Genomic DNA, 25,389 nt, shown 5'->3' on the forward strand with positions numbered 1-25,389 from the left:
TCGATCGTTTCTTGTTCTCGCCCGCTTCCTGAACGCTACGCTCGGGCTGGTCTCAGAAGGTCAGGCGGCCCGGCTGGTCTTGAGCTGGGTCTCGGCGCCGCCGTCGCGGATCACCGCTGCGAGATCGAGCAGCGCCACGATATCGGTATCGAGCAGGACGAGGCCTTCGATCAGGCCGTGCTCGTCGCGCTCCAGGTCGGGAGCAGGACGAACCGCGGAAACCGGCACGTCGACGATATCGGAGACCGAGTCGACCAGCAGGCCGGCCGTCTTGTCCTCGACATCGACGACGACGATGACATGGGTCGCGGTGGCTTCGGTCGCGCCGAGCCCGATCGCGGTGCGCAGGTCGTAGACCGCGAGGATGACACCGCGCAGGTTCAGCACGCCCCGCACATGCGGGGCCGCATGCGGCAGCGGCGTCGTCGCCTGCCAGCCCTTGATCTCGCGGACCATGCCGACATCGATGCCGAAGGTGCGGTCGCCGACCTTGAAGGTCACGATCCGGCGCGCGGCCGATTCAGGCTGCGCCGACGAGAAGTGCTTTTCGCCGAGTTGAAGGCTCATGGTCATCCAGCCATCTTGAGGTCAGATTGGGTGTTCCGGCTGCCGGAGGCGGCAAGCCGCAGCATCGAGTCGATATCCAGGATCAGGGCGACGAGGCCGTCGCCGAGGATCGTCGCCGCCGAGGCGCCGTTGACCGCGCCGTAATTGGCCTCGAGGCTCTTCACGACGACCTGCTGCTGGCCGACGATCTCGTCCACGGCGATGCCGACATTGTTGCCGCGCTCGTTCTCGGCGATGATCACGATGTTCTCGTTGGTCTTGCCCATCGAGCCCATCACGTCGCCGAGGCGGTAGAGCGGAGTGACCTCGCCGCGCCAGCGCAGGACTTCCTGGCCGAAGGGCAGGCGCTCGATGGGAGTCGAGGCGAGATGTTGCGTCTCGATCACCGAGGCGATCGGGATGACGTAGCGGTCGTCGCCGCAGCGGATCACCATGCCTTCGAGCACGGCGAGCGTCAGCGGCAAGGCGAGCGTGAACTTGCAGCCCCGGCCCGGCTCGGAATCGACCGAGATGCGCCCGCCGAGCGATTCCACGTTGCGGCGCACGACATCCATGCCGACGCCGCGGCCGGAGACGTCGCTGACGACCTCGGCGGTCGACAGGCCGGCGGCGAAGATGAGCTGATCGATCTCCTCCGGCTGCAGGCGCTCGTCGGCGCCGACGAGGCCTCGCGAGCGAGCCTTGGCCAGAAGCCGGTCGCGGCCGATGCCACGCCCGTCATCGGTGACGGAGATCACGATGCGGCCGGCACGATGCTCGGCGACCAGCTTGATCGTGCCTTCGCGCGGCTTGCCGGCCTCGACGCGCTCGTCCGGCGTCTCGAGCCCGTGATCCATCGAGTTGCGGATCATGTGGGTCAGCGGATCCGCGAGTTCCTCGATGATCGTCTTGTCGACCTCGGTGTTCTCGCCTTCGAGCACCAGGCGCACTTCCTTGCCCAGCGTCTGGGCGAGTTCGCGCACCAGGCGCGGCATGCGCTGGAACACGGCTTTCACCGGCTGGGCGCGGACCGCCATGACGTGGTCCTGCAATTCGCGCGTCTGGCGCGAGAGCGTCAGCATGCCCTCGGCGGTCTTGGCGTGGACGTCGTAAGGCAGCGAGCGCACGCATTCGACCAGCATCGACTGGGTAATGACGATCTCGCCGACGAGGTTCATCAGCTTGTCGATACGGTCGAGGTCAACGCGGACGCTGACCGCCTGGCGCTGGCGCGCCGAAGTGTCGGGGGCGGCCGGGGCGCGCGGCGCGGCGCGAACAACGGCAGGCTCGACGGCGACAGCCGAGGCGACGGCGGCAATCGGGGCCGGAGCAGGCTGGATATCGGGCTCGCTCGCCACGTTCGGCGCCGCGCCGAGCTTGGCGAGGATCGCGGAGAGGTCGGCAGCGACGGCGCTGGAGACTTCCGGCTCGGAAGTCGGTTCTTCGGCGGCCTGCGGAGCGTCGATCACGGCTTCCGGCTCGGGGAAGCTGATCTCGAATTCCTCGTTTGCGAGGCTGAAATCGAAGCGGCCGTGCAGGTCCTCGACCGAGAGTTCGGTCCGCAGGTCCACGTCGAAGCGCATCCAGCAATCGCTGACGTCGAGGCTTTCGAGCGGCGGCACCTGGCTCAGGTCGCAGCGGATCGAGACGATATCGTCGGCCGGCAGCGAGCCGAGCACAACGCGCGGCTCGATCACCCGGCGGAAGAGGTCCTGCTCCGGCGTGATACGCAGATGGACGTCGCGGCCGGGCTTGTTCGAAGCGGGCGCAGGCGCAGCGACCGGCTCGTCGTCCCAGCCGTCATCGGCAGCGACGGCCGGAGCCGCCGTCTTCGCCTCGACCATGGCGAGCAGATTGCCGAGTGCGGCGATCCCGATCGGTGCGTCGTTGTCGGCGATGGGAGCGGCCGGCGCCGGAGCTGGCGCAGCGGGAGCCGGCGGGGGCGCGGCAACCGAGGCCTGCGGCTCCTTGCCGACCTGTTCGAGCGCGGCCAGCAGGTCCGGGCGCTCGGTCGCGGGCTCATCGTTTCGAGCCGCGGAAACCAGATCGGCGACGGCGTCGGCGCAGCGCAGGAACAGCGTGAACGGCGCGTCCTCGATGGCGACGCGGCCGGACCTCAGATGATCGAGCGAAGCCTCGAAGACATGCGCGAAGCCGACCAGCTCCGTGCAGCCGAAGGCACCCGCGCCACCCTTGATCGAGTGAATGGCGCGGAAAGCGGCATTGACGTCCTCGGAATCGGTGGAACCCTCGTCGAGGGCCTGGAGCTTCTGCTCCAGCGCGCCGAGGAGTTCTTCGCATTCCTGGAAGAAGGTCTGCTTGAGTTCTGCCAACGGATCCATCGGCCGACCTTCAGTTCTGGTAGCGCGCGACGAGGCCGAGCAGCGTATTGGGTTCGAAGGGCTTGACCATCCAGGCGCTGGCGCCGGCGCGGCGGCCTTCCGCCTTGATCTCTGCGCCGTTCTCCGTGGTCAGCACGATGATCGGCGTGTTCTGCCCGGCAGGGCGCGAACGGCAGGCGCGCGTGAATTCGATGCCGTCCATGATCGGCATGTTGAGATCGGTGATCACCAGATCGGGGCGGAACTGGTCGAACTTGTTGAGGCCGTCCTCGCCATTCTCGGCCTCCGCCACTTCATGGCCGGCATTGCGGAGCGTCAGGCTGAGCAGGCTGAGCAGTGTCTTGGTATCGTCGATCGCCAGGATTTTCATACCTGATCACTCCAGAACGAGAGCGCTGTGAGCGGCATCGAAGCCGATCGCCCGCAAGGATTCGCGGCATTCCTCGGAAGCCGCCTTGAGCGTGACCGAAAGCCCCCGCGCGGCGGCGCTGGAGGCTGCGGAATGGAGAAGCTGGATCCAGAGGCTGGGCAGCGGGCCGGCCTCGGCGCACTCGACGGCAATGCTTTCCCGCTGTTCCAGCGCCACCAGCAACTGGTTGCGGAACGTCGCGGCCTCGGTCCGGCCGAGGAAAGGGGGAAGCGAGACGGTGATGACCATGAAGGGCGACCCAGGATTGCGCCTGGAGCATCGCGTCAAACTGGTAAAAACTTCGCTAAATATGTTGAGGCGGATCAATACTCTTGGCGTTTTCGGGGCAGATGCGACCTACCTGGGGTTGTCGCAGGCCTCGGCGGCGATGTGACGAGCTCGAGCTTGCGCGCAAGGACGCCACGCCGCCGGCTGGAGCCGAACAATGCCGCCGCATTCCGTTCGGGGAGCCTCTGAGCAACAATCAGAAGATGGCGTTGCTGATCGCGCGCGGCACCAGCGTGATCTTGCCCTCGGCCTCCCTGTATTTGCGGGGTACGTTGATGACGCCCGACAGGTGAAGCCAGAGATTGTTGGGCGAGATCGGCTTGGTGACGATCTCATGCGCGCCGAGCTTCGCCGCCTGCACGACCGAGCGCCGGTCGGGCCGCTCCATCATGATCAGTACGGGTGCCTTGGCGAAGGGCGAGGTCCTGAAGGAGCGGATCGCCGCCAGGCACTTGACGCTGTTCCCCTCCGGCATGTCCCAGTCGAGGATGACGATGTTCGGCTGCTTCTGGATGAAGGTCGAGGCGGCCGAGGAAAGGTCGGACGCCTCGAAGATGCGATTGAGCTGCGCCTGGTACAGCATGGTGCGCACGATCCGGCGGTAATGCGGGCTCGGATCGATGAGCAGCACCGAGAGGTTCGGGAAGGAAGGCGCTATATGCATGGCGCGGACTCGGGAACTCGTTCACTCAACTCGACAAATCGCACGCGACTGGTTGCTAAACCTTGAGCCCGAAGCGGAAGGCACCCCAGTGCCGCCCCTTCACCATGATCGGCGCCGACAGGTCCTCCATGACGAGGAACTGCCCGCCGCCCATGTCGCGCCGATAGCTCTGCAGCAGGAACGGCTTGCGGTTCCGGGCCGCGGCGAGCCCCGTCCGGTCGTCGAAGATGCGCCGGTTCCGGCAATTGGCGTTGTTCCAGACCGGGTCGCGGCCCTGGGCTTGCGCGTATTTGCGGTTATGCGTCGGCAGGAAGCCGTTGCGGTCCACCGCCGCGCAGAACACGATCCGCCCGTTCGAGGTCAAAAGCTCTTCCTGCAGCGGCGGCAGCAACCGGTCGGTCAGGGCGACGAAGCGCGTCATATGCTGCACCGGGTCCGAGCCGGGGATCGGCCGGTAGGCCTCGTCGAACAGGTCCGGGAGCGTGAGCTCGCCGCGCGCCAGCGCCGCCTCGAACATCTGTCCGATCGTGCCAGCCGTCTCCATCACGGTCGCGATCAGCTCCGACTGGGCGGTCCGCACGCCCGAGGCCGCGATCGAGCCCAGAATGCCTTCGCTGATCGCCACCAGCGCCTCGGTACGCTGCCCGGCCTGTTGGAGGTTGTCGGTGGAGGCATCGACCCCGCTGACCAAGCCCGCGAGGTCCTGTCCCGCCTTGGCACAGGCCTCGGCATTCTCCCGCGTCGGCCGCGACACCGCCTCGATCTCGCCGATCAGTTCGACCACCGAGCGGCCGAAGCTGTCGAACTCGCCGATCTGCTGCGAAATCGTCTGGCTGCCCGCCTGCGCGCGCTGCGCGGTCTGGGCGTTTTCCTGGCTGCGGCGGGCGACGGCATCGACCGCCTTCACGAGGAGGTCGAGCTGGGCCGCGCTCGCCGCCGTCGCCTCGCGGGTCTGCTCCGCCAGCGCCTTCACGGCCGCCGCGATGACGGCAAAGCCCTTGCCGGCCTCGCCGCTGCGCGCCGCCTCGACGCCGGCATTGATCGACAGGAGCTGGATCTCGCGCGTGATCGACTGGATCGCGTCGCTCGACGCCCGCGCCTTGTGCGCATCGCCGACGGCCTGCGCCAGAACCTGCGACATCGATTGCGCTTCCTGGGACAGGGTCTCGATATCCGCCTGCGCCGCATTGAGCCCGAGCCGGACGGATTTCGTCACGCGCTCGAGGCCGTTGCGGACGCCGGAAGCGGCGGCCTGCGCGCCCTCGGCCGCCTGCCGGATCGCGTTGTTGGCCTGCGAGACCTGCTCGACCGCGCCGACCACGCGGCGCAGGCCCGCCGTCTGCTTGTCGAATTGCTGCGTGACGTCGCCGACGCGCCCGGCGATATCGGTGATCTCGGCGCTGAGCTTGCCGAAACGGTCTGCGATCTCGCGCACCGCGCGCTCGGCGCCTGCCCCTGCAGGCTCGTCGCCATTGGCCGGTATGGCCGCGCCAACGGGCAGATCGAGCTTGCGAGCCAGTGCATGCATGGCGGGACGCCCCTTCAACCCGGGAGGATTTCTCTCGGAAATGTAGAGAAACGCGGTAAATCGCCGGTTAAGAGCCCGATCGGGCGGTTTACCACTTTCGATATGCAAGCCGGAATTGTGATATTGCCGCAGGGTCAACTGCTGCGCACGCCCGTGCTATAGCTGGGAGCGATCGACGGCGGACCCGCAACGGGCAACGCGCGTTGAGCAGAAAGCCAACACGCCCGAACGCTTTCCGGAGGATTCCCATGACCGCAGTTTCCGCCGTCTCCCGCCGTGGCCTGATCGGCCTGGGCGCCGCCGCGCTCGCCGTCGCCGCCGCGCCGAAGGTCTGGGCGCAGGCCGCAGCCCCCGCTGCTCCGGCCGGCCCGTTCTCGCTGCCGAAGCGCGCCTATGAGGCCAATGCGCTGGAGCCGCATATCGACGCGGCCACGATGGACATCCACTATAACCGCCACCATGCGGCCTATGTCACGGCGCTGAACAATGCCGCCAAGGACAATGGCGTCATCGCCAAGGCCTCCGTCGGGGAGCTGATCGCCGATCTCGGCCAGTTGCCCGAGAGCATCCGCACCCTCGTCCGCAACAATGGCGGCGGCCATGCCAACCACAGCATGTTCTGGGAGATCATGGCGCCGGGCGCCGGCGGCGCGCCGGCCGGCGAGGTCGCCGAAGCGATCACCCGCGATCTCGGCGGCTTCGACAAGTTCAAGGCGGATTTCGAGGCGGCTGGCCTGCGCGTCTTCGGCTCGGGCTGGGTCTTCGTCACCGTCGACAAGGCAGGCAAGCTCGCTTTGCTCGGCAAGCCCAATCAGGACAGCCCGATCATGGACAAGCAGATGGTCCTGCTCGGCAACGACGTCTGGGAGCACGCCTATTACCTGAAGTACCAGAACCGCCGCGCCGACTACCTCAAGGGCTGGTGGAACGTGGTCGACTGGAAGAAGGTCAACGAGCGCTATGCCGCCGCCAAGGCGGGCAAGCTCGCGCTCTGACAGGAATCGCCGGTCGCGTCATGCTCGGGCTCGCCCGAGCATGACCGCCCTCTCCGCTAATGCCCGACCTTCGCCCCGCGCGTGCCTTCGCTGAGCCGCGGCAGGAACCAGGCGAGCAGACCCATCAGCGGGATGAAAGAGCAGATCTTGTAGACCATCTCGATGCCGAGAATGTCGGCGAACTCGCCGAGCAGCGCGGCGGCAAGCCCGCCGAGCCCGAAGGACAGCCCGTAGAAGAAGCCGCCGACCAGTCCGACGCGACCGGGCAGCAGTTCCAGCGCATAGATCAGGATCGCGGCGAAGGCGCTCGACATGATCAGGTTGATCACGATCGTCAGTGCGCCGGTCCAGAACAGGTCCGCATAGGGCAGGACCAGCGTGAAGGGCAGCGCGCCCAGGATCGAGAACCAGATGATCTTGTTGCGGCCGATCCGGTCGCCCAGCATGCCGCCGGCCAGCGCTCCCGCCGCCGAAGAGGCGAGGAACAGGAACAACATCACCTGCGAGTTCTGGATCGAGATGCCGAACTTGCCCATCAGGTAGAAGGTGTAGAACGACGAGAAGCTCGCCGAATAGGCGTTCTTCGAGAACAGCAGGATGATCAGGATCGTGATCGCGAAGGCGACCGAGCGCTTGCCCGGCCGCGCCGGCGCAGCGGTCGCCGCAGCAACCTTCGGCGGCCGCGCCCTATCGAGGCGGGCATAGCTCGCCGCGGTCCAGACCATCAACATCATCGCGACCAGCGCCGCGACCGAGAACCAGGCGAGGCTGCCCTGCCCGCGCGGCACGATGACGAAGGCGGCAAGCAACGGCCCGAGCGCCCCGCCCGTCTGGCCCCCGACCTGGAAGATGCCTTGCGCCAGACCGTGCCGGCCGCCGGACGCGTTACGCGCCATGCGGGTCGCCTCCGGATGGAAGATCGAGGAGCCGATGCCAACGCAGGCGGCCGAGAGCAGGAGGAAGCCGTAGCTGCCGGCATAGGCCAGCCCGATCAGCCCCGACAGCGTGAAACCCATGCCAACAACCATCGAATAGGGCATCGGATGCTTGTCGGTATAGAGTCCGACGGCCGGCTGCAGCAGCGAGGCCGAGACCTGGAAGGTCAGGGTGATCAGGCCAATCTGGCCGAAATCGAGCCGGTAGGATTCCTTGATGATCGGGTAGATCGCCGGGATCAGCGACTGGATCATGTCGTTGAGCAGATGCGTGAAGCTCAGCGCGATCAGCACCGGCATCATGGCGCGTTGCGGCAGGGAGGCAGTCGGCGCGCTAGCGGTCATCTCGGCAAAGTCCCGCAGCGTCTGCGGCAGGCCGATTCCCGCCTCGTGACGCGGTCGAAGGCTCTAGAGGATCGCCGCCGCCCGCACAATTTCATGAGCCGGCACCACGGCAATGCCCTCACTGCATGCCTGGCCAGTTTTTCGCGTCCTGAAAGCCGTCAAATCCGGCCAGATCGCTGTTGATCGCACCGACCGAGTTGAATTTCCGATTGATCCCGCGTCCAATCCTGCCGAGATTGCCCGCTTTCATGGGAGGTTGACTGAATGTCTCTGCGTCTTCGTTCGAAACTGACCGCTGCTGGCCTCGCCCTTGGAGCCGTTGCTCTGGTGGCCGGCATCGCCGTTGCCCAGGCCCCGGCCTTCTTCCGCATCGGCACCGGCGGCACGGCCGGCACCTATTATCCGATCGGCGGCCTGATCGCGAATGCGATCTCGGCCCCGCCGCAACTCGTCGCGACCGCCGTCGCCAGCAACGGCTCCGTCGCCAATGTCAACGCCATCGTCGGCGGCGCCGCCGAATCCGGCTTCGTTCAGGCTGACGTCGCCTACTGGGCCTATTCCGGCACCGGCGTCTACGAGGGCAAGCCGAAGGTCGCGGAACTGCGCTCGATAGCCAATCTCTATCCTGAGAGCGTTCACCTCGTCGTCCGCAAGGCCTCGAACGTGAAGAGCGTCGCCGATCTCAAGGGCAAGAAGGTCTCGCTCGACGAGCCTGGTTCCGGCACGCTTCTGAACGCCAAGGCGATCCTCGCCGCCTTCGGCGTCACCGAGAAGGACATCTCGGCCGAGTACCTCAAGCCGAACCAGGCGGCCGAGAAGATGAAGGACGGCTCGGTCGATGCCTTCTTCTTCACCGGCGGCTATCCGGCCGCCGCCATCTCCGAGCTCGCCTCGACTGGCTCGGGCATCGACATCCTGCCGATCACCGGCGCTCCGGCCGAGAAGCTCGCCAAGGACTCGCCCTTCTTCGCCGCCGACGAAATCCCGGCCGGCACATACAAGGATGTCGGCGCTGTGAAGACCGTCGCGGTCGGCGCCCACTGGGTCACCTCCTCGAAGATTTCGGCCGACACCGTCTATGCCGTGACCAAGTCGCTGTGGAGCGACAAGGCTCGCACCGCGCTCGATGCCGGCCACGCCAAGGGCAAGGCGATCCGCAAGGAGACCGCGCTCTCCGGCCTGCAGGGCGTGCCGCTGCATCCGGGTGCCGAGAAGTTCTACAAGGAAGCCGGCCTGCTCAAGTAAGCAGACCACGCATCCGTGCGTCTGATCCGTCATCCCGGGCGAGCAACGCCCGACCCGGGATGACGGCGCTTCTATTTTGACGGCGCGGATGGCGCTGTTCCAGCTCGATCGCCGAGGTCTCTTCCCATGACCAACCAGCCCTCCGCAGCAGAACTCGCCAAGCTCGAGGAAGAACTCGATCCGGAAATGCAGTTCCGCAAGGTGCCGCATGGCACCGCGCTGCTGATCGGCGGCCTGCTGCTTGCGCTGTCGGCCTTCCATTACTACACGGCCGGCTTCGGCCTGCTGCGCGAGACCACGCATCGCGGCATCCATCTCGCCTTCGTGCTCGGGCTGATCTTCCTCGTCTTCTCCGCGCGCAAGAGCGAGGCCGGCACCGTCTATCCCTCGACCGCCTTCCGCCCCGGCGGCGTGCCGCTCTATGACTGGGTCTTCGCGATCGCAGTCGCCGTCGCCAGCCTCTACGTACCCTGGATCTTCGAGGACCTCGTCTTCCGCGTCGGCAATCCCTCGCCGCTCGACGTCGCGATGGGCACGATCACCATCGTCCTGATGATCGAGGCGACGCGCCGCGCCATCGGCTGGGGCCTGCCGCTGATCGCGCTTTTCGCCATCGTCTACGCGCTCTTCGGAAACTGGTTCCCCGGCATCTTCCTGCATCCGGGCTCGACCTGGTCGAACCTCGTCAACCATCTCTACCTGACCAGTCAGGGCGTCTATGGCGTCGCGCTCGGCGTCGTCGCGACCTATGTCTTCCATTTCGTGCTGTTCGGTGTGCTGGCAACCCGCATCGGCCTCGGCCGCCTCTTCCTCGGCGTCGCTGCGGCGGTCGCCGGCCGCTTCGCCGGCGGCCCGGCCAAGGTCTCGATCTTCGGCTCGGCCCTGTTCGGGATGATCTCGGGCTCCTCGGTCGCCAACACCGTGACCGTCGGCTCGCTCACCATCCCGATGATGATCCGCCTCGGCTACCAGCGCCATTTCGCGGCGGCCGTGGAATCGACCGCCGCGACCGGCGGCCAGATCACCCCGCCGATCATGGGCGCCGCCGCCTTCCTGATGGTCGAGTTCCTCAACTTGCCCTATGCGACCATCGTCATCGCCGCGATCGTGCCCGCCTTCATGCATTTCTTCGGCGTGCTGATGCAGGTGCATTTCGAGGCGCGCCGCACCGGCATGGGCGGCATGACCGACGCGGAGGCGCCGAAGCTCCGCGAGGTCTTCGCCCGTGACTGGCCGACTGTCGCGCCGCTCTTCGCACTGATCGTCGTGCTCTTCACCGGCTACACGCCCTATCTCGCCGCCTTCTGGGGCATCACCGGCTGCATGCTGGTCGGCCTCGCGCATTACCGGGCAGGCGCCGCACTGGCGCTGGCGCTCGCCATCGGCATCGCCGCCCCGACCGAACTGCTGCGCGTGCCGGGCGTCAACGCGGCGTTGGTGACTGCCGCCTTCGCCGTCATGGCGCATGGCGTGCTGTTGCGCTCGACTGAGGGCCGCAGGCGCGTCAACGACATGGTCGATGCCTTCGTCCTCGGCGCGAAATACGCGATCGGCGTGGGTGCGGCGGCCGCGACCGTCGGTATCATCGTCGGCGTGGTGACGCTGACCGGCGTCGGCTTCAAGATCTCCTGGATCGTGACCTCGCTTGCCGATCAATGGGCCAAGGGCCTGATCGATCTCGTCCCGTTCTTGCCCTTCGACATCAAGAGCGCGACGCTGTTCTTCACGCTGCTCCTGACCGGCATCGTCTGCATCCTGCTCGGCTGCGGCGTGCCGACGACGGCGAACTACATCATCATGGTGACGGTGGCGGCGCCCGCGCTCGGCATGCTCGGTGTCAACCCGCTCGTCGCCCATTTCTTCGTGTTCTATTACGGCGTCCTCGCCGACATCACGCCGCCTGTAGCGATCGCGGCCTATGCCGGGGCGAGCATGGCCGGCGCCGACCCGTTCAGGACCGGCAACACTGCCTTCCGGCTGGCGCTCGGCAAGGTGCTGGTGCCCTTCGTCTTCGTGTTCTCGCCCTCCATGCTGATCATGGCGCCGGGCTTCACCTGGACCGAGTTCGTCGGCTCGACCGCCGCCTGCATCGCCAGCATCACCCTGCTTTCGGCCGCCTTCTCCGGCTGGTTCCTGGCACCGCTTGCCATGTGGGAGCGCTTCGTCATCGGGCTAGCGGCCCTTCCGATGATCCTGGCCACGCCCTATTCGATCGTGGCCGGTCTCATCATCGGCGCGCCCGTGCTGCTCAGGCAGGTCCTCGCGCGCAAGGCGGCTATCGCCCCGGCCTGATCCGGGGCGCTCTACCCCTCACACCCCCTTGTCGAGCGGGTAGAGCGGCCGCCGCACCCGGCGATAGGGCAGCTTGCTGAGATCGGGCGTGCAGAGCGCCCCGCTGTCGCAGACGATCACCTTGCCGGCGATCGGCTCGAAGGCGGCGCGGAAATGCTGCATCGATTTCAGCCCGACGACGCGCTTCGCCGCCGGGTCGATACCGAATGCGCGGAACTGCTGCAGATCGTTCATCTGGGCACGGATCGTCGTGACGAGGATCTCGATATCGCCGACGCGCAGCACGGCGCAGGGCCCCCAGCTCGCCTGCAAGCCGCCGATCATGGGGCCGTCGCCGGTATAGTCGCCGTCGCTGACGCTGACCAGCGTGCCGGTGAGCTCGAGCGGCCCGCCGCCGATCTCGGGATCGACCTTGCCACCGAGCCTGACCGAGACGGTCGAGCCCGGCTTGCCCTTGCGCAGCTCGGCGGCGACTTCAGGATCGACCATCGGGCCGAAACAGGCTTGCCTGAGATCGGCCGCGATCATGCCCTTGAGCAGGCCGGTCGCATCGCCATAGCCGCCACCGCCGGGATTGTCGGAGTAGTCGGCGATGATCAGCGGTCCCTTCGTCGCGACATAGGACTTGGCCTCGTCGACGGCGTCCTCGACCGAGAGAAACGGCGTCACCACGTCGAAGCGGCGCTGCCACATGTCCTCGACCATCGCTTCGGCGAAAGCATGGTGTTTCTCGCGCTCGCCCTCGCAGGTGACGAGCACTGTCGGGCCGACCTCGTGGATATCGGCATTGCCGAAACCGCCATTGACGCTGACGGCGAAGACGCCGGCCTCCTTCTCATATGCCCTTGCCTTGGCGATGCGCTCGACCATCGGGCCGACATCGGTGCGCCCGCCATTGACCTCCTCCAGCATCGGCCGCTCGGCGCGCAGCGTCACCGGCCTGATCTCGCCCTTCATCGTCCGCTGCATGATGCCGGCCGCAAGCTTGCCGATCTCGCGCATGTCGACATGCGGATAGGTCTTGTAGGAGACGACGATATTGGCGAGATCGGTCATCTTCCGGGTGACATTGGCGTGGGGATCGAGCGTCACGCCGATCGGCACGTCCGGCCCGAGCACGGCGCGGACGCGCTCCAGCAATTCGCCCTCGCCGTCCTCGCAGAATTCCGTGACCATCGCGCCGTGCAGGCCAAGCAGCACGCCGTCGATCTTTCCGGCATGGGCTTTCGCGGTCTCGACGATGACGCCGGCGATCCGGTCGAAGGCATCGCGCGTCACCGGGCCGGAGGGCTGCGCAGCGGCACTGATCGCATGGATGACCTTCCACCCGGCCGGGCGGCCGATATCGAGAAAGCCGGCGATCGGCGTGTTGGCCTCGGCCCGCGCGGCGATGGCGTCGTCGCCAAGCTGGATACCGCGATCGGTGAAGGCTGCGTAATCGGCCGGGCAGCGGCTGAAAGTGTTGCTCTCATGCGAGAACTCGGCGGTCAGGACGGTGAAGCTCATGGCGTTCCTCTGGCTGCTTTCGCGAGTGATGGGGCGGATTTCAGCCGTCCCGCAGCGGGCGGCGGATATCGAGCGCCTCGATCAGCGCATCGCCGAAGACGTTGATGGCGATGACAGTCGTGGCGATGACGAGGCCGGGGAAGATGATGATCCAGGGCGCGATGAAGATCTGCGCGGTGCCGGAGCTCATCATCGCCCCCCAGCTCGGGACGGGCGGCTGGGCGCCGAGGCCGAAGAAGCCGAGCGTCGCTTCCAGCACGATCGCATCGCCGGTCGCCAACATGCCGGCGACAACGACCGGCGTCATCGCATTGGGCAGGAGATGCAGGAAGAGCACGCGGGCCGGCCGAGCACCCGCCGTCACAGCCGCATCGACGAAGAGCTCGCCCTTCAGAGCCATCACTTGCGCCCGCGTCAGGCGGGTGAACTGCGCGAGATAGGCGATCGCGATGGCGATCGCCGTCGAATGCAATCCGGGCCCGAGGATCGCGATCAGGATCAGCGCCAGCAGGATTTCCGGGAAGGACCAGGTCAGGTCGACGAAGACGGTGACGACCTTATCGAAGATACCGCCGAAATAGCCGGCGGCAGCGCCGAGCGCCGCGCCCATCAGCACCGAGAGCGCGATCGAGAGCACGCTGACGCTGAGCGAGGTCCGCGCGCCCTGAATGATGCGCGAAAGCAGGTCGCGCCCGAACTCGTCGGTACCAAGCCAATGCGCCGCCGAGGGCGGCGTATTGGCGATGGAGAGCTTCTGCGCGGCATAATCGTAAGGCGCAATCCAGGGCGCGAAGATCGCGCAGAGCACGAGCGCGAGGAGGAACAACGCGCAGATGGCGCCACGCGGCGAACGGAGGATGCGGCCGGCGAGAGATTTGCGGCTCATCGCGCACCCATCGCTTCGCGCAGGCGCGGATCGAGCGCCGCCTGGGCGAGATCGCCGATCAGCGTGCCCAACATCACCGCGATCGCCAGCATCAGCAGGCAACCCTGCACCAGCGGATAGTCGCGCTGACCCAGGCCCGTGATCAGCAACGAGCCGAGCCCCGGCCGGGCGAAGACGTATTCGACGGTGACCGCGCCGCCGAGAATCCAGCCGATGCGCAGGCCGAGGATGGTCATGACCGGGAGCATCGCCTGCTGCAGGATGTGGCGGAGCTGGATGCGCCAGAACGGCACGCCCTTGGCCTGCAGCACGCGCACGAAGTCCCGCTGCGAGATTTCGACCATCGCGGCGCGCGTGACGCGGGCGATCAGCGCCGTACCGCCGATGCCGATGGTCAGCGCCGGCAGCACCAGCGCGTCCCATGTCCGGGCGCCCGAGACCGGGAACCACTCGAATTGCACGGCGAACATCAGGATCATCAGGAGCGCGAGCCAGAAACTCGGCAGAGTCGAACCGAGCAGGATGAAGCCCATCACCGCCCGGTCGAACAGGCTGTCGCGGAAGGAGGCCGCGAGCACACCGGTGACGATCCCGACCACCGTCGAGAAGATCAGCGCCGTGCCGCCGAGCGCGAGGCTATGCGGCATGTTCTCGGCGATGAGCTGGGATACCGGCTGGCGCATCACGATGGCGTCGCCGAAATCGCCGGTGACGACCTTGGCGAGCCAGCGCCCGTACTGGACCAGCAGGGGCTGGTCCAGGCCGTAGCGCGCGATCATCTGCGCCCGCTGCTCGGGCGAGGAGCCGACCTGGATCAGATGCTCCAGCGGGTCGCCCGGCACGAGATGGATGATCATGAAGATCACCAGCGAGACGGCGAGGAAGACCGGCACCAGCATGGCGAGGCGCCGGATCGCGAAGCGCAGCAAGGATCGATCTCCTACGCGAGTTCGTCCCGGCTCAGTTGGCCGGGGCGATGTCGATCATCGACTGACTGGAGAAGCCGATGCCGCGGATCTTCTCGGGCATCACGACGCGCTTGCCATAGGCCAGGCTCTGCACCGGCTGGTAGATCGGCGCGAACGGATACTGCGACAGCACGTACTCATGGTATTTCGTGAAATTCGCGACGCGCTCGTCCCAGGTCTTCGATTTGTTCATGGCGATGTCGTTGAGCTTTTCCGCCTCGGGATCGTTGAACATAGAGACATTGGGATAGCCCGCGCGCTTGGCCGCGAAGAACCAGTCGACGATATCGGCATTGGTCCATTGATAGGCGCGCACCGCGAGCTGGTGCTCGGTCTTCTTGCGGTACTGCGCATTGATCGAGCCGGCATCGACGATGCTGATATCGGCCTGCATGCCGACGGCCTTGAGCTGCGCCTGGACGATCTCGGCGAGGCGCTTGAACTCGGTGCCGTTCTGGGCCCAGAGCTTCACCTCGAGGCGCTTGCCGTCCTTGACACGGATGCCGTCGGGGCCGGGCTTCCAGCCGGCCGCATCGAACACCTTCTTCGAGCGCTCGGGATCGTAGGAAATCTTGTACTTGGGATCGACCTGCGACTCCTTCAGCGAGGAGATCAGGAAGGTGTCGGCGGTCTCGCCATTGCCGCCATAGAGGCTGGTCAGGATTTCCTTCTGGTTCACGGCGAAGGCGGTCGCCTCGCGCACCTTCACGTCGGTGAACGGCTCAACGCTGGTGTTGATCGGCATATAGACCACCTCGTTGCCGGGGATGGTCACGAGCTTCACCGCCTTGTCGGCCTGGATGCGCGGCAGGAAGTCGGTGGGCACGTTGACGAGCACGTCGGCGCCGCCGGTCTTGAGTTCGAGATAGGCGGTCGATTCCTCGCCGATCTCGCGGAAGGTCAGCTTCTTGAACTTGGCCGGCCCCTGGTTCTTCGACAGGGCGGAAGCCGATTTGTAGTCGTCGTTGCGCACCAGCACGGTCTGCTGGCCTACCGTGAACTGCTGCATCTTGTAGGGGCCGGTGCCGATCGCCTCGGTCACGCCGAACTTGTCGCCGAGCGCCTCGTAGGATTTCGGCTCCGGGATGCACATGAACGAGCTGGCGAGGTTGAACAGCAGGTTCGGGTCGGGATTCTTCATGTGGAAGCGCACGGTCAGGTCGTCGACGACCTCCACCTTGTCGATCGCCTCGACGGTGAAGGCGTTTTCGGTGCCCTTGAACTGCGGCACCCACCATTCGATCGTCTTGGCGTTGAAGGGCTCGCCATTGTGGAACTTGACGCCGGGCTTCAGCTTGAAGGTCCAGAGCATGCCGTCCGGGCTCGACTCCCAGGAGGTCGCGAGCTGGCCGTGGAAGCTCTGGTCGGCATCCTGCACCACCAGCCGGTCGTAGATCAGCGTCGTCGCCGTGTTGAGCTTCGTCGCCTTGATCGGGTTGTAGGTCGGCGCGCCGACAAGGCGCGCGGTCATCACGAACGTGGCTTCCTGCGCCAGTGCCGTGCCGGCTGCCAGCGCCGACAGACCCAGCGCCAGCAGGCTCCCCTTCATCATCGTCTTCATCCCGCTTCCCCTTTTGTTTCGAGATGTTGCGAAAGGCGTTGATCGCGACCGTCAGTCGAGCGGGCCGGAACTGTCCCCGACATGGCCGGTGAACCGCCCGTAGAGCTCGGCCATTCGGTTCAGGCGCGCCTCGACCTGCGGGCCGAGCTCGACGAAGACCGCGTTGATCAGGAGGTTGCCGAGGTTCGCCATCTGCGCGGTCGAGTCCCAGAACAGGTTGAACTCGGTCGAGACCACCAGCATCTCGTCGACGAGCCCCTGCCCCCAGTCGCAGAAGGAATCGGTGATGAGCGTGGTCTTGATGCCCGCGGCCTTCGCCTGCTCGGCCAGCACCTTGGCCATGCGCGAATAGCGCCGCGCCTCGAAGATCACGAGGCAGCGGTCCTTCTCGCCCGATAGCAGCAGCTCCGAGAAATTGCCGGCTGCAAGATCGGCAAGATGCACGCCGTCGCGCAGGTACTGGAGCTGGTTGGCGAGGTACTGCGCAAGGCCGCGTTCGGTCTGGAAACCGGTGACATGGACGGAGGGCGCCGTCGCCAGCCGGCGGACGACGCGCTTCCACTCCTCGCTCTGGGCGAGCTCGTAGATGCGCACGAGCCCGGCGATCTCCAGTTGCAGGCTGCGCGCGAGCTGATCGTCGCCGGCGAGGCTGCGCTGCTGGAAGTCGCGCAGGCGGTCGCTGATCAGCCAGGGCCTGTCGCCGATCTCCTCGGCGAGATTGGCCTTGAGATCCTTCAGGCTCTTGTAGCCGAGCGTCCGGCAGAAGCGACCGACCGTGGGCTCGCTAAGCGAGACCTTCTCGGCCAGGCTCGCCGCCGTCTCGAAGGGCAGGCTCGGCATCTGCGCCAGCATATAGCTCGCCAGCGCCTTGTCGGCCTTGGAGCCGTTGGCAAGGCAAGCCTGCAATCTCTGGCGAAGCGTCTGCGACATCGGCACTCCCGCGCTTGGAGAGATCAAGAAATTTTTCTTTCAAACTGTCAATCGATTTTTATTTTCTTGCAAAAATGATCCAGTTGAGGCTCGGTTCCGCTGGGCGTATGTCCGGCAGATGGGGAGGATTCCAGCGACGATGGCGACCGCGATTGAACAGGCCGATGTGTTCGTGCTCGGCGCTGGTATCGTCGGCGTCAGCGTGGCGCTGCACCTTCAGGAGCGTGGCCGGCGCGTGCTGCTGGTCGATCGCGGCGAGCCGGGCGCCGAGACCAGCCACGGCAATGCCGGGCTGATCGAGCGCTCCTCGGTCGTGCCCTATGCTTTCCCGCGCGATATCGCGACGCTCGCCAGCCTCGCCTCGAACCGCTCCATCGCCGTGCGCTATCGCCCGGCGGCCTTGCTGCGGATGGCGCCCTGGCTCGCGCGCTACTGGTGGAACTCGGCCCCCGACCGGCTCGACCGGCTCGGTCGCTCCATCCTGCCTTTGATCGAGCGCTGCATCGACGAGCACCGGCGCTGGACGCAGGCCGCCGGCACCGAGGCGCTCATGCGCGGCGAGGGCTGGATCGAGCTTTACCGCACGCGGCAGGGCTTCGACATGGCGACCCGGGGGGCCACTGAACTCGCAGCCTACGGTCTCGCCTATGATCTGCTCGACGAGGACGCGCTGCGCCGCCTCGAGCCCGGCCTGATCGCCGGCAGCGTTTCCGGCGCAGTGCATTGGCGCGACCCCGTCACCGTCAGCGATCCCGGTGCGGTGACCCGCGCCTATGCCGCACTGTTCGTCGCCCGTGGCGGCCTGTTGAAGCCGGCGGATGCAGCAAGCCTCCAGCAAGAGAATGGGGAATGGCGCCTGTCGGTCGACGGCGCGGAATGGCAGGCGCCCGAGGCCGTCGTCGCCCTCGGCCCGTGGTCGAACGATCTCGTCGAGCGCTTCGGCTATCGCTTCCCCATCGGCTTCAAGCGCGGCTACCACATGCATTACGAGAGCGCCGACGACACGGCGCCGCGTCACCCTCTCTGCGACGCCCAGGCCGGCTTCGTGCTGACGACGATGCAGCGCGGCGTCCGCCTGACCACGGGGATCGAGCTCGCCGGGCGCGACGAACCCTCCGATTCCTGGCAGCTCGACCGGGCCGAGCGCATCGCCCGGCAGATCGTACCACTCGGCCGCCGGCTCGATGCCGAGCCCTGGCGCGGCGCCCGCCCCTGCCTGCCGGACATGCTGCCGATCATCGGCGCGGCCCCGCGCCATCGCGGCCTCTGGTTCGCCTTCGGCCACGCCCATCACGGCTTCACCCTCGGCCCCGCCACCGGTCGCCTGCTCGCCGAGATGATGACGGGCGCGCCGACACTCTGCGACCCCGCCCCCTTCGCCGCCGAGCGCTTTCTACCCCAGGCCCGCAGCGCCTGACCCGGCCGGCGGCTGTGCCACCACGCTCTACAGCCATCATTGCGACGCGTTTCCTCAACGGACGCGCAATAACTCCCCGCTAACGATGATCTGCGAACGATTTCGCTCATGCAGCCGGCCCGGCCGCCTGTCGCGCGTCGTGACGATGGATTGAACGATGAAGAGCCTGACGATACGCCGTCGCATCCTGATCAGCTTCGCCGCGATCCTCGCGGTGATGACCGCCATGGCCGGAGCCAGCTATTTCTGGTTCCTGCAGACGGAGCGGGAGGTGCTCGAGGTTGAGACCAAGACCGTTCCGGGGCTCTATTACAGCGCGCAGTTGATGGTGGTCTGGGCCGATGCCACCCGCCTGGCCCGGGAGATGGGACGCGCCGAGAATCCCGCGGCCAGAAGCCAGGCCGCCGATGCGGTTCTCGCCAACCGGGCGCGGGTTCGCGAATTGCTGAAGTCCTATGAAGGCGCGATCACGACGGAGATCGACCGGCGCAATCACAACACAGCCGCACAGCTTGTCGAACAATTCGCCACAGCCGAGGATGCGATCCTTGCTGCAGGCAAGCAGGCGTCGGCGAACGGCCAGGCCGTCGACCAGTCCGCAGCGATCCGCAGCGAACTCGATCCAACCATCGCCAAGGTGCGCTCCGCGCTGCGCGAGATGGTCGAGTTCAACAAGGCGGAAGCCGACGCTTCGACCCGTCAGATCGTCGCCATCGTCCGTGCGGCCGAACTCGGCCTGATCATCTGCTTCGTGATCGCGCTCGTCCTCGCGATCCTCTGCGGCTACCTGCTGTTCCGGGCTGTCACCGTGCCGCTCGGCAAGCTGCTTGGCATCGTCGAGCATATGCGGCAGGGCGATTTCAGCGAACGCCTGACGCTCGCCCGGCGCGACGAGTTCAGCACGCTCGCCGACGGCGTCAACGCCATGGCCGACGACCTCGCCGGGCTGATCGGCCAGGTCCAGAAGTCGAGCATCCAGGTCAACACGTCGATCACCGAGGTCGCCGCGACCTCGAAGGAGCAGCAGGCGACGGCCAACGAGATCGCCGCAACCACGACCGAGATCGGCGCCACCGCCAAGGAGATCTCCGCCACCTCCAACGAGCTCGCCCACACCATGGATGAGGTCTCGGCCGTGGCCGAGCAGACCGCGACGCTCGCCAATGGCGGGCAGGCCGGGCTGGCGCGCATGGAGAGCACGATGCGGCAGGTGATGGAGGCCGCCGGCGCGATCAACGCCAAGCTCGCGATCCTCAGCGAGAAGGCGGGCAACATCAACCAGGTCGTCACCACCATCACCAAGGTCGCCGACCAGACCAACCTGCTCTCGCTCAACGCCGCGATCGAGGCGGAGAAGGCCGGGCAATACGGCCGCGGCTTCGCCGTGGTGGCGACCGAGATCCGCCGCCTCGCCGACCAGACCGCCGTCTCGACCTACGACATCGAGCAGATGGTCAAGGACATCCAGTCGGCCGTCGCGGCCGGCGTGATGGGCATGGACAAGTTCTCCGAGGAGGTGCGGCGCGGCATGCAGGAGGTCCAGCAGGTCGGCGGCCAGTTGTCGGAGATCATCGAGCAGGTCCAGGGGCTGGTGCCGCGCTTCGAGGGTGCGAACGAAGGCATGCAGGCGCAGGCGACCGGCGCAGGCCAGATCAGCGAGGCGCTCTCGCAGCTCAGCGAGGCCGCGCAGCAAACGGTCGAATCCCTGCAGCAGTCGACGCTCGCCATCGACGAACTCAACCAGGTCTCGAACGGGCTGCGCAGCTCGATCTCGCGCTTCAAGCTGCGGGCCTGACACGAAAGGCGGAACGGAACCGCGCGATGCTGTTTCTGATGTTCCAGTTGGGGCGGGATCGCTATGTGCTCGAGACCGGGCAGGTCGAGGCCGTGCTGCCGCTGCTCAGCGCCAAGCAATTGCCCGGCGCACCTGCGGGCGTCACCGGCGCGATCAGCTATCGCGGCCGGCCTGTGCCTGTCGTCGATCTCGCGCTGCTGGCGCTCGGGCGTCCGGCCGAGCCGCGCCTGAGCACCCGCATCATCCTGCTGCGCTATCCGGCCGCGCAGGGCCGCGACGATCTTCTCGGACTGCTGGTCGAACAGGCCGTCGAGACGATCGAGCGCGACGTCGCGGATTTCACCACCTCCGGCGTCGAGGCTGGCATGCCGCCCTATCTTGGTCCGGTCGCCAGCGACGAGCACGGTCTGATCCAGTGGGTTCGGGGCGAGGCCCTGCTCACGCCGGAGATCCGCGATATCCTGTTCCGTCAGCAAGCGACGGAACCGTGATGGACGAGACCGCGCCGATCCGGGATTTCGAGAAGCTGCTCAGGGAGACCATCGGCCTGAGCATGGAGACGGTTGGCGCCTCCGTCATCCGCCATGCCCTGAAACGGCGGATGACGGCCTGCGCCATGGCCGATCTCCACGCCTACTGGGCCTTCGTCGCGGCCAACGCTGCTGAGCGGCAGGAGTTGGTGGACGCCGTCATCGTCCCCGAGACCTGGTTCTTCCGCGACCGCGAGGCCTTCGGCGCGATGGTCCGGCATATCAGCGAGAACCGTGCGACCGGCTGCCCGCTGAGGCTGCTCAGCCTGCCCTGCTCGACCGGCGAGGAGCCCTATTCCATCGCGATGGCCCTGCTCGATGCCGGCTTTCCGGAAGGCAGCTTCCAGATCGACGCGATCGATGTCAGCACCCGCAATCTCGTTCATGCCGAGCGCGCCATCTACGGGAAGAATTCGTTCCGCGGCGCCGACATGGCCTTTCGCGACCGCTATTTCGAGGCCAGAGAAGGTGGTTTCAGGCCGCATGACATCGTCCGCCGACAGGTCCGCTTCCGCCTCGGCAACGTGCTTGCGACGACAACCCCTGCCGGGCAGGACGCCTACGACGTCATCTTCTGCCGCAACCTCCTGATCTATTTCGATCGCGAGACGCAAGGTGCGGCACTGACCCGGCTCCGGCAGATGCTGGCCGATGACGGGATGCTGCTGGTCGGCCCGGCCGAATCCGGCCTGCCGCCCCTGCTCGGCTTCGCATCGGTGCGCTTTCCGCGGGCTTTCGCGTTCGTGAAGGCCCAGGCCGCCCGCGTGAAATGCGCCGAGCCGCCGGCTGCGCGAAAGCCGCGACCGGCTCCGGCGAAAACTCCCCCCTCGATCCCGGCCAAGACGGCCGCACCGCTGCCGACACCTCGTCCCTTCACCCAGAAGGCGCCCCCCGCCCAGCCATCCGCGCCTGCGCCGGATCGGGTGGCGGCCAGCCTGGCCGGTATCGAGCGCGCAGCCGATGCCGGGCGGCTCGCCGAGGTGAGCGCAGCCGCCGAGCGCCATATCGCCGAATTCGGCCCCTCGCCGGATGCGTTCTACTGGCTGGGCCTCGCCCATGATGCGGCCGATGCGGCGGAGGACGCGATGCGCAACTACCGCAAGGCGCTCTATCTCGCACCTGATCACCAGCGGGCACTCGCCCAGCTCAGGTTGCTCCAACAGCGCCTGGGCGACCATAGCGGCGCCAAGGCGCTGGCCGACCGGCTCGACCGGCTGACGAAGCGGAGCGGCGCCTGATGTCCGCCGAGACAGATCCGATGACGACCGACGCCATCGAGGAGTGCTGGCGCGAGATCGGCGTCAGCGGCGATCGCTCCTGCCCCGAGCTGGACGAGCATCTCCATTGCCGCAACTGTCCGACCCATGCTCAGATCGCCCGCAAGCTGCTCGACCGGCCCTTGCCGCCCGGCTATCGCGACGCCTGGACGCAGCATTTCGCCAAGCGCGACGAGAAGGCGCCCGAAGGCGAGGAGATCGACAGCGTCCTGATCTTCCGCATCGGCGAGGAATGGCTCGGCCTGCCGGCCGCGATCTGCCGCGAGATCGCCGAGCCGCGCCCGGTCCATTCCCTGCCTCATCGCCGCAGCGAGGCCGTTCGCGGCATCGTCAATGTCCGCGGTGAATTGCTGATCTGCATCTCGCTGCCCGCCTTGCTCGGCATCGGCGCCATCTCCTCCTCCGGCGGCGCCGAGCGCATCGCCGTCTTTCCGCGCCTCATCGTCACCGGCGAGGAGGCGCGCCATGTCGCCTTCGCAGTCGACGAGGTCCATGGCCTGCACGGCTATCGCGCCCATGAGCGGGGCGCGGTGCCGGCGACGGTCGGCCGCTCGGCGGCGAGCGTCGTCGCGACGATGATCCCGTGGAACGGCCGCGCGGTCGGCTGCCTCGATGCCGGGCGCCTGCTCGACCTGATCGACCGGAGCATCGCATGAGCGGCGAGGATCTCAGCGACCTCTCCATGCTCGAGCTGTTCCGGGCCGAGCTCGCGGCGCAGGCGCAGGCCTTCACGACCGGCCTGCTTGCCCTGGAACGCGATCCGGCCGCCGCCGCCCATCTCGAAGCCTGCATGCGCGCCGCCCATTCGCTCAAGGGCGCCGCCCGCATCATCGATCTCACGCCGGCCGTGCAGGTCGCGCACGAGATGGAGGAATGTCTCGTCGCCGCACAGCACGGCAAGATCCGGCTGAACCAACGGCATATCGACGCGCTGCTTGCTGGACTGGACCTCCTTGCTGCGATCGCTGCCGGAGCGGAGGAGCCTGAGACGCAAACAAGGAGCAGGATCGAGGCTTTCGCGCAGGTCCTGCGACAGGTCTCCGATGAAGCGGAGGCGCCTGCGCCGAGGCCTGCTCAGAGCGTTTCAGCCCCCACGGAAAAGGCCCCAGCGGCCGAAGCGACCCCTCCCCCGACGCCTGCCCTTACAGAGGCGCCAGCCCCGACAGGAGATGGCGCGGCTGGCGAGCGCATGGTCAGGGTCACCGCCGACAGCCTGAACCGTCTGCTCGGCCTCGCCGGTGAATCGCTGATGTCGGCGCGGCGGCTGCGTCCTTTCAACGACGGCTTGCTGCGATTGCGGCGCGTCCAGTCCGAGCTTGCCAAGAGCTTCGAGGACCTGCGCGCCGCGATACCAGGCGATGGCGACGGCCGCGCCGCGCAGGCACTGACGAGCGCGCAGCTCAAGCTGGCGGAGGGCCAGGCGCTCCTGGCCCAGCGCCTCGACGAGATGGACACGGTCGACCGCCGCGCGACCGACCTCGCCAACCGGCTCTATGACGAGACGCTGGCGAGCCGGATGCGGCCCTTCGAGGACGGCGTCCGGCATTTCCAGCGCAATGTCCGCGATATCGGCCGGGCGCTCGGCAAGACGGTGCGCCTCGACATCGTTGGCGGCGCCACCAGCATCGACCGCGACATCCTCGACCAGCTCGACGCCCCCCTCGGCCATCTCCTGCGCAACGCGGCCGATCACGGCATCGAGATGCCCGAGCAGCGCCGCGTCACCGGCAAGCCGGCCGAGGGCCTGATCCGGCTGGAGGCGCGGCACAATGCAGGGCTGCTCCAGATCATCGTCTCGGATGATGGCGCCGGCATCGATATCGAGGCACTCCGGCAGGCGACGCTGGCGCGCGGCCTCACCACGGCCGAAACGGTCTGGGACCTCAGCGAGGAGGAATTGCTCGAATTCCTCTTCCTGCCCGGCTTCTCGATGAAGGCGACGGTCAGCGACATTTCCGGCCGTGGCGTCGGCCTCGATGCGGTCCAGGCGATGGTCCGGCAGGTGCGCGGCCAGGTCACCGTCACCTCCGAGCCGGACATCGGCACCCGCTTCCAGCTCCAGCTTCCGCTGACGCTGTCGGTGATCCGCGCGCTCCTCGTCGAGATCGACGGCGAACCCTATGCCTTGCCGCTCACCGCGATCGCGCGTGCCCTGCGGCTGCCGCGCGACAAGATCGAGCTGCTCGAAGGCCGGCCGCATTTCCGCCTGGGCGAGCGGCAGGTCGGCCTCGTCACGGCCCATGAGATCCTCGGCCGGGGCGAAGCCGCCGCCGGCGAGACCGAATTGCCGACGGTCGTCGTCGGCGAGAGCGACAATCTCTATGCGCTCGTCGTCGACCGCTTCCTCGGCGAGCGCGAGCTCGTGGTCCGGCCGCTCGACCCGCGCCTCGCCAAGGTCAAGGATGTCAGCGCCGCCGCCCTGATGGACGATGGCTCGCCGGTCCTGATCCTGGATGTCGAGGACCTGATCCGCTCGATGGACAAGCTGGTCTCGGGCGGACGCCTCCGGACGCTCGAACGCAGCGTGGCGCGCGCCGGGCAGAAGCGGCGCAAGCGCGTCCTCGTCGTCGACGATTCGATGACAGTGCGCGAACTGGAGCGCAAGCTGCTCGACCATCACGGCTTCGAGGTCGAAGTCGCCGTCGACGGCATGGACGGCTGGAACGCGGTGCGCTCCGACACGTTCGACCTCGTCGTCACCGATGTCGACATGCCGCGCATGGACGGTATCGAGCTCGTCACCCTGATCAAGCGCGATCCCAACCTGCGCAACCTGCCGGTGATGATCGTCTCCTACAAGGACCGCGAGGAGGATCGCCGCCGTGGCCTCGATGCCGGCGCGGATTACTATTTGACCAAAGGGAGTTTCCACGACGAAACTTTGATCCATGCGGTCGTCGACCTGATCGGCGAACCATGGGGATAATCAT

Annotated in this window: 23 protein-coding genes; 10 read left to right on the forward strand and 13 right to left on the reverse strand. The window is 67.0% G+C overall.

The window, feature by feature from the left end:
* Positions 1–60: 60 nt before the first annotated feature.
* Genes Q9235_RS00875 through Q9235_RS00890 form a run of 4 tightly spaced genes read right to left on the reverse strand, consistent with a single transcriptional unit; the run spans position 61 to position 3,546 of the window.
* Positions 61–573 (reverse strand): chemotaxis protein CheW, encoded by a 513-nt coding sequence (locus Q9235_RS00875; RefSeq protein ID WP_306224879.1) that lies wholly within the window; start codon positions 571–573, stop codon positions 61–63.
* On the reverse strand, positions 570–2,888 hold the full coding sequence (locus Q9235_RS00880; protein ID WP_306224880.1) for a chemotaxis protein CheA: 2,319 nt from the start codon (positions 2,886–2,888) through the stop codon (positions 570–572). Before Q9235_RS00880 ends, Q9235_RS00875 begins: the two co-directional genes overlap by 4 nt.
* Before the next feature lie 10 nt (positions 2,889–2,898).
* Positions 2,899–3,258, reverse strand: a complete 360-nt coding sequence (locus Q9235_RS00885) for a response regulator (RefSeq protein WP_047578672.1) — start codon at positions 3,256–3,258, stop codon at positions 2,899–2,901.
* Positions 3,259–3,264: 6 nt separating this feature from the next.
* The gene (locus tag Q9235_RS00890) at positions 3,265–3,546 is read right to left on the reverse strand and encodes an STAS domain-containing protein (protein WP_306224881.1); all 282 of its coding nucleotides are present in this window, start codon (positions 3,544–3,546) and stop codon (positions 3,265–3,267) included.
* On the opposite strand from Q9235_RS00890, the gene Q9235_RS00895 reads away from it, so the two are divergent.
* Positions 3,539–3,691, forward strand: a complete 153-nt coding sequence (locus Q9235_RS00895; RefSeq protein ID WP_306224883.1) for a hypothetical protein — start codon at positions 3,539–3,541, stop codon at positions 3,689–3,691. The two genes, Q9235_RS00890 and Q9235_RS00895, sit on opposite strands and share 8 nt — an antisense overlap.
* Positions 3,692–3,781: 90 nt before the next feature.
* Here the strand turns inward: Q9235_RS00895 and Q9235_RS00900 are convergent, their stop codons facing one another.
* Complete coding sequence (locus Q9235_RS00900; protein ID WP_306224885.1) at positions 3,782–4,249, reverse strand: response regulator; 468 nt, start codon at positions 4,247–4,249, stop codon at positions 3,782–3,784.
* Positions 4,250–4,304: 55 nt separating this feature from the next.
* Positions 4,305–5,777: a methyl-accepting chemotaxis protein gene (locus Q9235_RS00905; protein WP_306224887.1), complete on the reverse strand. Its 1,473-nt coding sequence runs from the start codon at positions 5,775–5,777 to the stop codon at positions 4,305–4,307.
* A gap of 248 nt (positions 5,778–6,025) precedes the next feature.
* Here Q9235_RS00905 and Q9235_RS00910 point away from each other — a divergent pair, with 248 nt between their 5' ends.
* On the forward strand, positions 6,026–6,772 hold the full coding sequence (locus tag Q9235_RS00910; protein WP_306224888.1) for a superoxide dismutase: 747 nt from the start codon (positions 6,026–6,028) through the stop codon (positions 6,770–6,772).
* A 56-nt stretch (positions 6,773–6,828) separates the two neighbouring features.
* Here Q9235_RS00910 and Q9235_RS00915 read toward each other — a convergent pair whose 3' ends face one another.
* Together Q9235_RS00915 and Q9235_RS00920 are read right to left on the reverse strand one after the other, a co-directional pair.
* Positions 6,829–8,052, reverse strand: coding sequence for an MFS transporter (locus Q9235_RS00915; RefSeq protein ID WP_306224890.1), 1,224 nt, complete (start codon positions 8,050–8,052; stop codon positions 6,829–6,831).
* Positions 8,053–8,170: 118 nt separating this feature from the next.
* Positions 8,171–8,302 (reverse strand): hypothetical protein, encoded by a 132-nt coding sequence (locus Q9235_RS00920; protein WP_306224891.1) that lies wholly within the window; start codon positions 8,300–8,302, stop codon positions 8,171–8,173.
* Positions 8,303–8,316: 14 nt separating this feature from the next.
* On the opposite strand from Q9235_RS00920, the gene Q9235_RS00925 reads away from it, so the two are divergent.
* A complete protein-coding gene (locus Q9235_RS00925) occupies positions 8,317–9,297 on the forward strand; it encodes a TAXI family TRAP transporter solute-binding subunit (RefSeq protein ID WP_306224892.1) in 981 nt (326 codons plus the stop codon).
* A 126-nt stretch (positions 9,298–9,423) separates the two neighbouring features.
* A complete protein-coding gene (locus Q9235_RS00930; RefSeq protein WP_306224893.1) occupies positions 9,424–11,589 on the forward strand; it encodes a TRAP transporter permease in 2,166 nt (721 codons plus the stop codon).
* Positions 11,590–11,607: 18 nt separating this feature from the next.
* Here Q9235_RS00930 and Q9235_RS00935 read toward each other — a convergent pair whose 3' ends face one another.
* The 5 genes from Q9235_RS00935 to Q9235_RS00955 are packed head-to-tail and all read right to left on the reverse strand — an operon-like array spanning position 11,608 to position 17,440.
* Positions 11,608–13,095, reverse strand: a complete 1,488-nt coding sequence (locus tag Q9235_RS00935) for a M81 family metallopeptidase (protein ID WP_306224895.1) — start codon at positions 13,093–13,095, stop codon at positions 11,608–11,610.
* A gap of 40 nt (positions 13,096–13,135) precedes the next feature.
* Positions 13,136–13,981 (reverse strand): ABC transporter permease, encoded by an 846-nt coding sequence (locus Q9235_RS00940; protein WP_306224896.1) that lies wholly within the window; start codon positions 13,979–13,981, stop codon positions 13,136–13,138.
* Positions 13,978–14,910, reverse strand: a complete 933-nt coding sequence (locus Q9235_RS00945; protein ID WP_293809060.1) for an ABC transporter permease — start codon at positions 14,908–14,910, stop codon at positions 13,978–13,980. The genes Q9235_RS00940 and Q9235_RS00945 overlap by 4 nt, the downstream gene beginning before the upstream one ends.
* Positions 14,911–14,941: 31 nt before the next feature.
* A complete protein-coding gene (locus Q9235_RS00950; RefSeq protein WP_306224897.1) occupies positions 14,942–16,510 on the reverse strand; it encodes an ABC transporter substrate-binding protein in 1,569 nt (522 codons plus the stop codon).
* Positions 16,511–16,561: 51 nt separating this feature from the next.
* A complete protein-coding gene (locus tag Q9235_RS00955) occupies positions 16,562–17,440 on the reverse strand; it encodes a MurR/RpiR family transcriptional regulator (protein WP_306224898.1) in 879 nt (292 codons plus the stop codon).
* A gap of 139 nt (positions 17,441–17,579) precedes the next feature.
* Between Q9235_RS00955 and Q9235_RS00960 the strand changes: the two genes are divergently transcribed.
* The 6 genes from Q9235_RS00960 (at position 17,580) to Q9235_RS00985 (ending at position 25,385) form a co-directional block, all read left to right on the forward strand.
* The gene (locus Q9235_RS00960) at positions 17,580–18,857 is read left to right on the forward strand and encodes an NAD(P)/FAD-dependent oxidoreductase (protein WP_306224899.1); all 1,278 of its coding nucleotides are present in this window, start codon (positions 17,580–17,582) and stop codon (positions 18,855–18,857) included.
* Positions 18,858–19,014: 157 nt separating this feature from the next.
* Positions 19,015–20,652, forward strand: coding sequence for a methyl-accepting chemotaxis protein (locus Q9235_RS00965; protein WP_306224900.1), 1,638 nt, complete (start codon positions 19,015–19,017; stop codon positions 20,650–20,652).
* A gap of 26 nt (positions 20,653–20,678) precedes the next feature.
* Positions 20,679–21,143, forward strand: coding sequence for a chemotaxis protein CheW (locus tag Q9235_RS00970; protein ID WP_306224901.1), 465 nt, complete (start codon positions 20,679–20,681; stop codon positions 21,141–21,143).
* Complete coding sequence (locus Q9235_RS00975; RefSeq protein ID WP_306224902.1) at positions 21,143–22,420, forward strand: CheR family methyltransferase; 1,278 nt, start codon at positions 21,143–21,145, stop codon at positions 22,418–22,420. Before Q9235_RS00970 ends, Q9235_RS00975 begins: the two co-directional genes overlap by 1 nt.
* Positions 22,420–23,115: a chemotaxis protein CheW gene (locus Q9235_RS00980; RefSeq protein ID WP_306224903.1), complete on the forward strand. Its 696-nt coding sequence runs from the start codon at positions 22,420–22,422 to the stop codon at positions 23,113–23,115. The genes Q9235_RS00975 and Q9235_RS00980 overlap by 1 nt, the downstream gene beginning before the upstream one ends.
* Positions 23,112–25,385, forward strand: coding sequence for a hybrid sensor histidine kinase/response regulator (locus Q9235_RS00985; RefSeq protein WP_306224905.1), 2,274 nt, complete (start codon positions 23,112–23,114; stop codon positions 25,383–25,385). Before Q9235_RS00980 ends, Q9235_RS00985 begins: the two co-directional genes overlap by 4 nt.
* Positions 25,386–25,389 lie beyond the last annotated feature (4 nt).

Origin of the sequence: Bosea beijingensis (assembly GCF_030758975.1) — a bacterium.
Classification (GTDB): Bacteria; Pseudomonadota; Alphaproteobacteria; order Rhizobiales; family Beijerinckiaceae; genus Allobosea; species Allobosea beijingensis.